This is a genomic window from Phenylobacterium sp. (assembly GCF_016124325.1).
Classification (GTDB): Bacteria; Pseudomonadota; Alphaproteobacteria; order Caulobacterales; family Caulobacteraceae; genus Phenylobacterium.
In genome coordinates this window covers 72,407-84,228 of sequence record NZ_WGNY01000013.1, presented here as the reverse complement: position 1 = coordinate 84,228, position 11,822 = coordinate 72,407, and the positions used below count along the sequence as shown (strand labels likewise).

The window sequence follows — 11,822 nt, the reverse complement described above, 5'->3', positions numbered from 1 at the left end:
CGCCGCGCTCGACGAGATCACCGCCACCGTCAAGCGCAGCGCGGAGGGGGCCAAGGAAGCCTCCAACGTCGCCTCCGGCGCCCGCGATCAGGCCGAACGCTCCGGCGAGGTCGTCCGCGAGGCGGTGGCCGCGATGGGCGATATCCAGGCCAGTTCGGGCAAGATCTCGAACATCATCGGCGTGATCGACGAGATCGCCTTCCAGACCAACCTGCTGGCCCTGAACGCCGGCGTGGAAGCGGCCCGGGCCGGGGAAGCCGGCAAGGGCTTCGCCGTCGTCGCCCAGGAAGTCCGCGCCCTGGCCCAGCGCTCGGCCGAGGCCGCCAAGGAGATCAAGACGCTGATCTCGTCGTCGGGGACCCAGGTCGATCGCGGCGTGAAGCTCGTGACCGACACCGGCAAGGCGCTGGAGGCCATCGTCGAACGCGTCGCCAGCATCGACGGCCTGGTGTCCGAGATCGCCCGCGCCGCCAGCGAGCAGGCCACTGGCCTGGCCGAGGTGAACACCGCGGTGAACCAGATGGACCAGGTGACGCAACAGAACGCCGCCATGGTGGAGGAGGCGACCGCCGCCTCCGCCCAGCTCAAGCGCGAGGCCGTCGAACTGGCCGACCTCGTGGCCAAATTCGACGTGGGCGGCGCGGCCGTCCAGCCGCGTGCGGCGGCGCCCCGCCCGGTCGAACGGCCGCAGGGCGACGCCCCGGCGCTCCAGCGCAAGCTGCGCGCCGCCGTCGGCGGCGGTGGTGGAAATTCAGCTCAGTGGGATGAATTCTGATGTCGGAAGCCCTTGCTCTGGCCGGTGATACGGTCGAGCTGATCGTCCTCGAAGTGGCCGGCGCCGAGTTCTGCATCGACATCCGTTCGGTGCGGGAGATCCGCGGCTTCACGGCCTCCACCGCGTTGCCGCAGGCGCCGGACTACGTGCTGGGCGTCATCAACCTGCGCGGCGCCGTGATGCCGGTCCTCGACCTGCGGGCCCGCCTGGGCCTCGGTTCGACCGAGGCCTCGGGCCGGCACGTGATCGTGGTCGTCCAGAACGACGGACAGACCGCCGGCCTGCTGGTCGACGCCGTCCAGGAGACGATGATGCTCGGCGCCGATCAGCTCCAGCCGCCCCCGCGCTACGAAAGCGGCCGCGAGGACGCCTTCGTCGACGCGCTGATCCCGCTGGAGGGCCGCATCCTCAGCCTCCTGCACGTGCCGACCCTGCTTCCGCGCGAGGCGCTGGAGCTGGTCTAGCGGGGGGCAGCGCAGGCTCGCGATTAGCCCGAGAACACTGTGCGGCCGTCCACGACGGTCCGCCGCACCTTGCCCTGCAGGCGGCGGCCGTCGAACGGCGAGTTCTTGGACTTCGACTTCAAGGCGTCCAGGTCGACCACGATCGGGGCGCCGAGGTCGCAGAGCACGAGGTCGGCTGGCGCGCCCTTGGCGATGCGTCCCGCCGCCAGGCCCAGCAGGTCGGCCGGGGCGGCGGTGACCGTGCGGATCAGGTCGATCAGCGGGATGCGCCCCTCGTGGTGGAAGGCGAGCAGGGCGGGCAGCAGGGTCTGAAGCCCCACGGCGCCCGGCGCGGCCTCGTCGTAGGGCCGCCGCTTGTCCTCGGCCGGGGCCGGGGCGTGGGCCGAGACGATCACCTTGATCAGGCCCGAGGCCACGGCCTCGATCACCGCCTGTCGGTCGGCCTCCGCGCGCAGCGGCGGGTCCAGCTTGCAGAAGGTGCGATAGTCGCCGATGTCGATCTCGTTGAACGACAGGTGGTTGATCGAGGTGGTCGCCGTCACCGACAGGCCCCGCGCCAGGCCGCGCTCCAGGCTCTCCAGCGCCGCGGCCGTCGTCACCTGGTCGACGATCAGGTTCGCGCCCGTCAGCTCCACCAGCGCCAGGTCGCGCTCCAGCATGATCTTCTCGGCCACGGCCGGGACCGCCGGCAGCCCCATCCGCGCGGCGAACTCGCCCTCGCTGGCCGCCGCGCCCGCCGACAGCCACGGGTCGGCCGGCCGGTGCGCCACCGGCACGCCGAACGCCTTGGCGTAGCTGAGCACGCGGCGGAACACCTTGGAGTCCACGATCGGCCGGTCGGCGTCGGTCACATAGAGGCAGCCGGCCTCGTGCATCAGGCCGATCTCGGCCATCCGTTCGCCCTCGGCGCCCTTGGTCGCCGCGCCGGCGGGATAGACGTTGACCAGCTCGATGTCGCGCGCCCGGCGCAGGATGAAGTCCACCACTGAAGGCTCGTCCATCACCGGGTGGGTGTCGGGCTGGACCACCATGGTCGTGACGCCGCCGGCCGCCGCGGCCTGGGCGGCGGACTTCAGTGTCTCCTTGGGCTCGGCGCCAGGCTCTCCGGTCTTGACCCGGATGTCGACCAGCCCGGGGATCAGCAGCGCGCCACCGGCGTCGACCACCTCCACGTCGGGCGACAGCGCGCCCAGGTCGGGTGTCCTGGCCACGTCGGCGATGACGCCCTCGGTCACCACCACCGCGCCGGGGCCGTCGTAGCCCGACGCCGGGTCGACGAGGCGCGCGTTCACGAAGGCGAGGGGACGGCTCAACGCTCGTTCTCCAGCCGCGCGGCCAGCGAGGTCAGCACGGCCATCCGCGCGGCCACGCCCATCTCCACCTGGTCCTGGATCAGGCTGACCGACAGGTCGTCGGCGACCTCGGAATCGATCTCCACGCCCCGGTTCATCGGCCCCGGGTGCATCACCCGCACGTGCGGGGCGGCGTGGGCGAGCTTCTCGCGGTCGAGCCCGAAGAAGCGGAAGTATTCGCGCTGGGACGGCGCCATCACCCCGTCCATCCGCTCCAGTTGCAGGCGCAGCATCATCACCACGTCGCAGCCGGCGATGCCTTTGCGCAGATCGTGGAACACCTCCACGTTCCAGCGCTCGGCCTCGGCCGGGATCAGCGTGGGCGGACCCACCAGCCGCACATTGGCCGCCAGCATCTGCAGCATGGCGATGTTCGAGCGGGCCACCCGGCTGTGCAGCACGTCGCCGCAGATGGCCACCTTCAGCCCGGCGATGTGGCCGAAGGCGCGCCGCATCGACAGCGCGTCCAGCAGGGCCTGGGTGGGGTGCTCGTGCTGGCCGTCGCCGGCGTTGATCACCGAACAGCCCACCTTCTGCGACAGCAGGCTGGCTGCGCCCGACGAGGCGTGCCGCACCACCAGCAGGTCGGGCTGCATGGCGTTCAGCGTCACGGCGGTGTCGATCAGGGTCTCGCCCTTCGAGATCGACGACGAACGCGGGCTCATGTTGACGACGTCGGCGCCCAGCCGCTTGCCCGCCAGCTCGAAACTCGACTGCGTGCGCGTCGAGTTCTCGAAGAACAGGTTCATCAGCGTCCGGCCCTTGAGCAGGTCCAGCTTCTTCGAGGTCTGGCGGTTCAGGCTGACGAAGCCGTCGGCGAGGTCGAGGAGGCTGGCCACCTCCACCTCGTTCAGATCGGTCGCGGATAGGAAATGGCGCCGCGGGAAGGAGAAGGTCCGGCTGAGGACCTCGTTCAGGCCAGGGGGTGCGCCACTCATTAAAGCGCCCTCTTAAGCGGGTGCGCCCGTCAAGCCAAGCGAACCGACCAGGTGATCCCCAACTTCCTCCGCCGCGGCCGTTGCGAAGCTTGCCCGCCGCCCCATATCAGCGCGGCGGCCGAATTCTGTGCGGCGCGGTCCATAAAACCCAGGGGGAAACACGTGGCGGTCTGTCTCTTCACCTTCGCCGATCTCTATTCCAAGGGCCTCGGGACCCTCGATCACATCCTGACCAAGGGCGCCGAATTCGCGGCCGCCAAGGGCGTCTCCGAAGCCGACATGCTGGAATGGCGGCTGATCGACGACATGAACTCCCTGCGGTTCCAGACCTTCGTGGTGATCAATTTCGCCAAGCAGTGGACGGCCCGCGCCGCCGGCGTCGAAGTCCCGGCCGATATCCCTTCCGATCTCGACCTGAAGGGAATCAAGGCCGCCATCGCCGAGGCCAAAGCCTTCCTCGCGGGGCTGAAGGCCGAACAGTTCGAGGGCCGTGACGACGTGGCCCTCAAGGTCGAGCTGGGCAACGGCTTCGCGCCCGAGATGCCGATCGGCCAGTGGCTCAGCGGCTTCGCCACCACCAACTTCTATTTCCACCTCTCGACGGCCTACGGGATCCTGCGGTCCAAGGGCGTGCAGATCGGCAAGGTCGACCTGTTCGCGGGCGGGCTCTGATCCGCCTCTCCCCCGGAGCACGGCGAGGCCGTGCGACAGAGGGGAGAGGGCAGGGAGAGGGGGGGCTCGGCGACGCCGATGGCGGGGCGAGGTCCCGCGGTGGGCGCTGGCGGAACCCCCAGCGGAGTCCTGGCCAGGCGTCGCCGCCCCTCTCCCGGCCTCTCCCCTCTCGCTACGCGGGGGGAGAGGAGAGGCGCAAACGATCCAGCGCGCCCTGGAGGATCCAGGCCGCGGCCGCCTTATCGACCACCTCGGCGCGGCGGGCGCGGCTGACGTCCGCCTCGTCGATCAGCATGCGGTTCACCGCCATGGTCGACATCCGCTCGTCCCAGAAGGCGATGGCCAGGTCGTCGCGCAGCCGCAGCAGGTTGCGCGCGAACGCCCGGTTGGACTGACAGCGCGGCCCCTCGGTCCCGTCCATGTTCACCGGCAGGCCGATGACGATCCCGGCCGCGCCGCGGCTCTCCATCAGCCGGAAGAGGGCGGCCGCGTCGTCGGTGAACTTGGTCTTGCGGATCGTCTCCAGGGGGCTCGCCACCATCCGTGTCGCGTCGGAGACCGCCACGCCGATGGTCTTCTCGCCCAAATCCAGGCCCGCCAGCGGCGCGTAGCGGGGCAGCAGGGCGGGGAGTTCGGTCAGTTCGACGACGGCCATCGCGGCCTCTTAGCACCGAAAGCCGGCCGCGCCTGCGCCTTGTGACGGCGGCCGCGCCCGCGATATGCGGACGTCGCGAAAGGGGGTGACCGGTGGACCTCGAGACCTGGCCCGTGAAGACGCGCGACGTGCGCAACCGGCACATGGATTCCACCGTCTGGGACCGCTTCGCCCTGCGCGACGGCGACGTCGTGGTGGCCAGCTACGCCAAGTCGGGCACCACCTGGGTGCAGCAGATCGCGGGCCAGCTCGTCCATGGCGCGGCGCCCGACCTGCCGATCAGTACGCTCTCGCCCTGGCTCGACTATCGCCTCACGCCGCCCGAGACCTTGCAGCGCCTCGAGGCCCAGGCCCACAGGCGCATCCTCAAGACCCACCTGCCGCTCGACGCCCTGAGGTTCTCGCCCCGCGCCCGCTACATCTACGTGGCCCGCGACGGCCGCGACGTGGCCATGAGCCTCCACCACCACCACCTGAGCGGCAACGCGCTCTGGTACGAACGCCTGAACGCCGGGCCGGCCGGCCTCGGCGCCCCGGTCGGCCCGCCCGATCCCGACCCCGGGCGCTATTTCCGGGCCTGGCTTGACGGCGACGGCGCGCCGTTCTGGCCCTACTTCGAGAACGTGCGGACATGGTGGGCGGCGCGGACCCTGCCCAACGTGCTCTTCGTCCACTTCAACGCCCTGAAGCGCGACCTCGAGGGGGAGATCCGGCGGATCGCCGCCTTCCTCGACATCCCGATCCGCGGCGGCGAGCTCCCGGCGGTGCTCGATCACTGTTCCTTCGGCTACATGAAGGCCCACGCCGAACTCGTGGCGCCGCTGGGCGGGGCCATCTTCGCGGGCGGGGCGGCCGAATTCATCCATAGGGGCGAGAACGGCCGCTGGCGTTCGGTGCTGACCGACGGCGACATCGCCGCCTACGAGGCCCGCGCCTTGGCCGAGTTGGGCCCCGAATGCGCCGCCTGGCTCGCCAGCGGCTTGCCAAGCCCGTCCGCCACGGCTAGCCCACGCGCCTGAATTCAAGGAGCTGATGGTATGGCCATCGACGCCGCGACCGTGCGCAAGGTCGCCAGGCTGGCGCGCATCGCCGAACCCGAGGACCGGATCGAGTCCCTGGCCAAGGAGCTTTCGGGCATCCTCGACTGGATCGAGCAGCTCGGCGAGGTCGACACCGACGGCGTGGAGCCCATGACCACCTCGGTGGAGACCACGCTGCCCATGCGCGACGACGTGGTGACCGACGGCGGCGATCCCGCCCGGGTGCTGGGCAATGCGCCGAAGACCGAGAAGGGCTTCTTCGTGGTGCCGAAGGTGGTGGAATAGATGTCCGAACTCACCGGTCTCACGCTCAAGGCCGCCCTCGACGGGCTGGACGCCAAGACCTTCTCCTCCGAAGAGCTGACCCGCGCCCATATGGCGGCGGTGGAAGGCGCGCGCGCGCTCAACGCCTTCGTGGTCGAGACGCCCGACAAGGCCCTCGACATGGCCCGGGCCGCCGACGCCCGCCGCGCCAAGGGCGCCGCCGGCCCGCTGGAAGGCGCGCCGCTCGGCATCAAGGACCTGTTCTGCACCGAGGGCGTCCAGTCGACCGCCGCCTCGAAGATCCTGCGCGGCTTCGAGCCCGCCTACGAGAGCACCGTCACGTCCAACCTCTGGCGCGACGGCGCGGTGATGCTGGGCAAGCTCAACATGGACGAGTTCGCCATGGGCTCGTCCAACGAGACCTCGGCCTGGGGCCCGGTGGTCAATCCCTGGCGCGCCCAGGGCGGCAACGCCCAGCTCACGCCGGGCGGCTCGTCGGGCGGCTCGGCCGCGGCCGTCGCCGCCGAGCTCTGCCTAGGCGCCACCGCCACCGACACCGGCGGCTCCATCCGCCAGCCCGCCGCCTTCACCGGCACGGTCGGCATCAAGCCCACCTACGGCCGCTGTTCGCGCTGGGGCGTCGTGGCCTTCGCGTCCTCGCTGGACCAGGCTGGGCCGATGGCGCGCACCGTCGAGGACGCCGCCATCCTGCTGCGGTCGATGTCGGGCCACGATCCCAAGGATTCCACCAGCCTGCCGGTCGACGTGCCGGACTTCCCGGCCTTCTGCGGCCGCTCGGTGAAGGGCCTGCGGATCGGCGTGCCCAAGGAATACCGCGTCGACGGCATGCCGCCCGAGATCGACGCCCTGTGGGAGCAGGGGATCGCCTGGCTGAAGGACGCCGGCTGCGAGATCGTCGAGGTCAGCCTGCCGCACACCAAGTACGCCCTGCCGGCCTACTACATCGTGGCGCCCGCCGAGGCGTCGTCGAACCTCGCCCGCTACGACGGCATGCGCTACGGCCTGCGCGTGGATGGCGAGAGCCTGATCGACACCTACGAGAAGACCCGCGCCGAGGGCTTCGGGGCCGAGGTCAAGCGCCGCATCCTGATCGGCACCTACGTGCTCTCGGCCGGCTACTACGACGCCTACTATCTCAAGGCGCTGAAGGTCCGTCGCCGCATCGCCGACGACTTCGACCAGGCCTGGGAGAAGGTGGACGCGCTGCTGACGCCCACCGCGCCCTCGGCCGCCTTCGCCCTGGGCGAGAAGTCGGACGACCCGGTGGCGATGTACCTGAACGACATCTTCACGGTGACGGTGAACCTGGCGGGCCTGCCGGGCATGAGCGTGCCGGCCGGGCTGGACGCGCAAGGCTTGCCGCTCGGCCTGCAGCTCATCGGCCGCAATCTGGACGAGGGCACGCTGTTCTCGCTGGGCGCGGCGATCGAGAAGGCCGCCGACTTCCGGGCCAAGCCGCAACGCTGGTGGTGACGGCGTCGTCTATTCGGGCGTGTGACCGGTCGAGAAGTGCCCCGGCGCCGGCAGCGGCGCGCCCTTGGTGATCACGGCGATCGAGTCGTGGATTTCCACCGACTGCACCCACTCGCGGCCGGCGAAACGCGCGCCGCGCCCGTGATGCCATCCGTGCATGTCGTCGATCAGCGCCTTCACCAGTTCGATGCCGGTGCCCGCCCGGCGGTAGCCGCCCTCCCACCGGGGCCAATAGGCGGTGTGCAGGTCCTCGATCATGTAGAGCCCGCCCGGCTTCAGGGCCGGGAACAGCACCTCGAACGATATGCGCTGGTGGCTCGAGATGTGCGAACCGTCGTCCAGGATGATGTCGGGCGGTCCCGTCTCCGCCAGCACCTTGCGCAGGAATGCGGGGTCGCCCTGCGACCCGATCCGCACCTGGTTCGGCGGATCGACACGCTTGGCGCAGGCCGGGTCGATGTCGATGCCGTAGATCGTGGCGTCGGGCCCGAAGAACTTGCGCCATAGCTCCAGCGAGCCGCCCTTCGAGACGCCGATCTCCAGCATGGTGATCGGCTTCTGGTGATAGGGCGCGAGAACCCGGTCGTAGACCGGCAGGTAGTGGATCCACTTGTGGACCAGGCGGCCCTGGTTGGCGAAGAACAGCTCCTCGATCGGGCCTGGCGACGCCGAACGGCGGGCCTCCGCGCCTTCGGGCGTCAGGCGCATCTCCTTGTAGATGTCGCCTCGGGGTTTCGAGAGCACCACATCTATGGCCTTGGCGATCAGATTGCGCATCACTCTCCCCAGCCGATGGCGCTCAACTCTGAGAGCATCGACACGGCGATGACCTGTCAAGGCTGCGCGACGCCGGGCGACGAAAAAGGCGGCCGCTGTTCGCCAGCGGCCGCCTCGTCTGGTCGGATGACGGGAAGGCCCGTCGGCCGGATCGCTATTTGATCTTGTCGAACTCGGCCTGCAGCGCCTTCAGCTTGGCGTCGTCGATCGCGCCTTGGCTCATCGGCGCGACCTGGGCCAGCGTCATGGCGCTGATCTGGTCGTAGTATTGCGGGATCTCGGGCAGGGCGGCTTCCAGCACCGCCTTGGCCTGCTCGTTCTTGATGATGTCGCCGATCGGCGTGGTCTCGACCGAGATGCCGCCGGCGGCCGGCGCGGCGGCCGCGGCGTCGTGGCCGGCGTGGGCGTCCTGCGCGAACGCGGGGGCGGCGATCGCGGCGAGCGCGATGGCGGCGGTGAGCGTGATGGCTTTCATGGGTTTCCTTCTCCCCCCGGGGTCTGAACGTCGTCAAGACGCGGGCGCAGCTTGAGTCCCAAACCGCTGATTTGTGCAAGGGGGCATCTGCGGACGCTTCCGATTTTGCCCGGACGGGGGTAGGGAGCGGCCCATGACCGAGACCGCCGCAGCCAAGCAGATCCAGGGTCGCACCGGCCCGTGGGAAATCGTCCTGGGCCTGGAAGTGCACGCCCAGGTCGCTTCGAACGCCAAGCTGTTCTCCGGCGCGGCCGTGGGCTTCGGCGCCGGGCCCAACGCCCAGGTGAGCCTGGTGGACGCGGCCATGCCCGGCATGCTGCCGGTCATCAACCGCCACTGCGTGGAGCAGGCGATCAAGACCGGCCTGGGCCTGAAGGCGCAGATCAACGAATGGTCGCGCTTCGACCGGAAGAACTATTTCTACCCGGACCTGCCGCAGGGCTATCAGATCAGCCAGTACAAGGACCCGATCGTCGGCGAGGGTGAGGTCAGCGTCGAGCGCGACGACGGCTCGGTCTTCACCGTGCGCATCGAGCGGCTGCACCTGGAGCAGGACGCCGGCAAGAGCCTGCACGACCAGGACCCCAACTTCACCTACGTCGACCTCAACCGCGCGGGCACCGCCCTGATGGAGATCGTCTCGCGGCCCGACATGCGCACCTCAGAGGAGGCCGCCGCGTATGTGAAGAAGCTGCGCACTATCCTGATCTACCTGGGCTCCTGCGACGGCGACATGGAGAAGGGCAACCTGCGGGCCGACGTGAACGTGTCGGTGTGCCGTCCGGGCGCCTATGAGAAGTACCGCGAGACCGGCGACTTCAGCCATCTCGGCACGCGCTGCGAGATCAAGAACGTCAACTCGTTCCGCTTCATGCAGCAGGCGATCGAGTACGAGGCGCGCCGCCAGATCGAGATCCTGGAGGAGGGCGGCTCGATCGACCAGGAAACCCGCCTGTTCGACGCGGTGAAGGGCGAGACGCGCTCGATGCGCTCGAAGGAGGAGGCGCACGACTACCGCTACTTCCCCGACCCGGATCTCCTGCCGCTCCAGCTCGATCCGGCCTGGATCAAGCGCATCGAGGCCGAGCTGCCCGAGCTGCCCGACGCCAAGAAGGCCCGCTTCCAGTCGCAGTACGGCCTGTCGCCCTACGACGCCGGGGTGCTGATCTCCGAACAGGCCCGCGCCGACTTCTACGAGGCCGCTGCGAAGGGCCGCGACGCCAAGCTGGTCGCCAACTGGGTGACCAACGAGCTGGCCGCCAAGCTGACGGCCGGCGGGATCGCCATCGAGAACAGCCCGGTCTTCCCGGGCGCCATCGCCGAACTGGTCCAGCTCATCGAGGAGGGGGTGATCTCCTCCAAGATCGCCAAGGACGTCTTCGAGCGCATGTGGCTGGGCGAGGGCTCGCCCTCGGAGATCGTCGAGAAGCAGGGCCTCAAGCAGGTCAGCGACACCGGCGCCCTGGAGAAGATCGTCGACGAACTGATCGCGGCCAACCCCGACCAGGCGGCGGCGGTGAAGGACAAGCCCCAGGCCATAGGCTGGTTCGTGGGCCAGGTGATGAAGGCCACCGGCGGCAAGGCCAACCCCGGCGCGGTCAACCAGCTTCTGCGCGCCAAGCTGGGCCTCTAGGGCCTCGTCAGGGTGAAGTGGATACCGGTTCACCCGCCCGGACGAGAAGGCTCTAGGGGCCTCTAGAACCGTCATCCCAGGCCTTGTGCCTGGGATCCCTGCGTCAGCTTCCGTTGAGGCGGGCGTTCTGCGCCGACCGTGCGGCGGACGGCGGGATCCTCGCCACGAGGGCGAGGATGACGAGGAAGGTTGGAACCCGACGCCCCTACTGCACCACGTCGTAGATGCGCCCGTCCGACATATCGACGAGCGCGTAGCCCGACCCCACGCGGACCCAGGAGAAGCCCCTGGGCGGCGGGCGCAGGCGATAGGCCCGGTAGTCGTCGACGACGGCGCCTCGGTAGGTGTCGGGCAGGTAGCCGCCCCGCCGTGCGCCGGGCGCGTTCGGGCCGCGCAGCATCTTCGGCTGGGCCGCTTCGGCCGGCGCGTCGCGTCCGCGCCGCGGCTCGTCGTCGTAGCGCCGGCGCGGCGCCTCGTCGTTGCGGCGTCGGTTGTCCTGCGCCGGCTCGCGGCTTTCGCGTCCCTGGTAGGCCGTGCGCCGCCCGGCGCGGTCGTCGCTCCAGCGCTCGTATCCCCGGATGTCCGGGCCCTGCTCGCGCGGCGTCCAGGCGCGCGCCGCGCCGCGATCGTAGCCCCGGCCATGCTCGCGGGCGGCCGCCGGGCCGGCCGGCATGGCCCCGGCCAGACTGGCCGCCGCCGCCGCGAGGAGGATCACGCGCTTCATGCCGTCCTTCCTAGGGCCTTCCCCCTGAACTGTCCCTGAACGTCCGCGCGTCGCGTGACGCGAGCCTCGCGAACCCGTTCGCTGAACGCGGGTGCGACCGGTTGTCCCGGTCGGCGTTCCTGACAATTGCACAACGGCGCCCTTAACCATGTATTCAACTGAAGCTTGGTTTCCTTCCCTCGTAGGCCGGTGAAAGGCCCGAAAATCGGGGCTGCCGGACCTTAGGGATAGAAACCATGCTGGCGAGCATCGACATGAAGTCCGATGGCCTGCCGCTGCCGAAGCCGGACGCGACGGGCGACGAGCTGTTCCGCCTGGGACTGCTCTATTCTACGGGTCAGGGCGGCGCGCCGCTCGACTATGTCTCGGCCCATATGCTGTTCAACCTCGCCGCCATGCGCGGTTCGGTCGAAGCCAAGGTCTACCGCAAGGAACTGGCCGGCGAGATGGCCACCGACGAGGTCGCCGAGGCCCAGCGCCAGGCGCGCCAGTGGCTGGCCCAGGGCTGATCGACTAGCCGGCCTCGGCCGAAGGCGCCCCATGGACGCCGGCTGAGGCG

At 69.9% G+C, this 11,822-nt stretch carries 14 protein-coding genes; 8 read left to right on the top strand and 6 right to left on the bottom strand.

The features are described 5' to 3' along the window. On the top strand, positions 1–775 hold a 775-nt coding region (locus tag GC203_RS06955; protein WP_293452787.1), incomplete at its 5' end, for a methyl-accepting chemotaxis protein. Beyond that, entirely contained in the window at positions 775–1,239 is a 465-nt protein-coding gene (locus GC203_RS06950; RefSeq protein WP_293452786.1) for a chemotaxis protein CheW, read from the top strand. The genes GC203_RS06955 and GC203_RS06950, both read left to right, overlap by 1 nt. A 23-nt stretch (positions 1,240–1,262) precedes the next feature. Here the strand turns inward: GC203_RS06950 and pyrC are convergent, their stop codons facing one another. Continuing rightward, positions 1,263–2,552: a dihydroorotase gene (gene pyrC, locus GC203_RS06945; protein WP_293452785.1), complete on the bottom strand. Its 1,290-nt coding sequence runs from the start codon at positions 2,550–2,552 to the stop codon at positions 1,263–1,265. Next, on the bottom strand, positions 2,549–3,529 hold the full coding sequence (locus tag GC203_RS06940) for an aspartate carbamoyltransferase catalytic subunit (protein WP_293452784.1): 981 nt from the start codon (positions 3,527–3,529) through the stop codon (positions 2,549–2,551). The genes pyrC and GC203_RS06940 overlap by 4 nt, the downstream gene beginning before the upstream one ends. A gap of 162 nt (positions 3,530–3,691) precedes the next feature. Between GC203_RS06940 and GC203_RS06935 the strand changes: the two genes are divergently transcribed. Then, positions 3,692–4,201, top strand: coding sequence for a DUF1993 domain-containing protein (locus GC203_RS06935; protein WP_293452783.1), 510 nt, complete (start codon positions 3,692–3,694; stop codon positions 4,199–4,201). Between the two features lie 172 nt (positions 4,202–4,373). Here the strand turns inward: GC203_RS06935 and ruvX are convergent, their stop codons facing one another. Beyond that, a complete protein-coding gene (gene ruvX, locus GC203_RS06930; protein WP_293452782.1) occupies positions 4,374–4,856 on the bottom strand; it encodes a Holliday junction resolvase RuvX in 483 nt (160 codons plus the stop codon). A gap of 92 nt (positions 4,857–4,948) precedes the next feature. Between ruvX and GC203_RS06925 the strand changes: the two genes are divergently transcribed. Genes GC203_RS06925 through gatA form a run of 3 tightly spaced genes read left to right on the top strand, consistent with a single transcriptional unit; the run spans position 4,949 to position 7,654 of the window. Beyond that, on the top strand, positions 4,949–5,875 hold the full coding sequence (locus GC203_RS06925) for a sulfotransferase domain-containing protein (protein WP_293452781.1): 927 nt from the start codon (positions 4,949–4,951) through the stop codon (positions 5,873–5,875). An 18-nt stretch (positions 5,876–5,893) separates the two neighbouring features. Further along, positions 5,894–6,181 (top strand): Asp-tRNA(Asn)/Glu-tRNA(Gln) amidotransferase subunit GatC, encoded by a 288-nt coding sequence (gatC, locus tag GC203_RS06920; protein ID WP_293452780.1) that lies wholly within the window; start codon positions 5,894–5,896, stop codon positions 6,179–6,181. Next, positions 6,182–7,654 carry an Asp-tRNA(Asn)/Glu-tRNA(Gln) amidotransferase subunit GatA gene (gene gatA / locus GC203_RS06915; protein WP_293452779.1) on the top strand — a complete coding sequence of 491 codons (1,473 nt, stop codon included), beginning with the start codon at positions 6,182–6,184 and terminating at the stop codon, positions 7,652–7,654. Positions 7,655–7,663: 9 nt separating this feature from the next. On the opposite strand, the gene GC203_RS06910 is transcribed toward gatA, so the two are convergent. Together GC203_RS06910 and GC203_RS06905 are read right to left on the bottom strand one after the other, a co-directional pair. Further along, positions 7,664–8,431, bottom strand: a complete 768-nt coding sequence (locus GC203_RS06910) for a class I SAM-dependent methyltransferase (protein WP_293452778.1) — start codon at positions 8,429–8,431, stop codon at positions 7,664–7,666. Positions 8,432–8,585: 154 nt separating this feature from the next. Beyond that, positions 8,586–8,906 carry a hypothetical protein gene (locus GC203_RS06905; protein ID WP_293452777.1) on the bottom strand — a complete coding sequence of 107 codons (321 nt, stop codon included), beginning with the start codon at positions 8,904–8,906 and terminating at the stop codon, positions 8,586–8,588. A 133-nt stretch (positions 8,907–9,039) separates the two neighbouring features. Between GC203_RS06905 and gatB the strand changes: the two genes are divergently transcribed. Beyond that, complete coding sequence (gene gatB, locus GC203_RS06900; RefSeq protein WP_293452776.1) at positions 9,040–10,539, top strand: Asp-tRNA(Asn)/Glu-tRNA(Gln) amidotransferase subunit GatB; 1,500 nt, start codon at positions 9,040–9,042, stop codon at positions 10,537–10,539. A gap of 205 nt (positions 10,540–10,744) precedes the next feature. On the opposite strand, the gene GC203_RS06895 is transcribed toward gatB, so the two are convergent. Further along, positions 10,745–11,263, bottom strand: coding sequence for an RcnB family protein (locus tag GC203_RS06895; protein ID WP_293452775.1), 519 nt, complete (start codon positions 11,261–11,263; stop codon positions 10,745–10,747). A gap of 236 nt (positions 11,264–11,499) precedes the next feature. On the opposite strand from GC203_RS06895, the gene GC203_RS06890 reads away from it, so the two are divergent. Further along, positions 11,500–11,772 carry a sel1 repeat family protein gene (locus GC203_RS06890; RefSeq protein WP_293452774.1) on the top strand — a complete coding sequence of 91 codons (273 nt, stop codon included), beginning with the start codon at positions 11,500–11,502 and terminating at the stop codon, positions 11,770–11,772. Positions 11,773–11,822 lie beyond the last annotated feature (50 nt).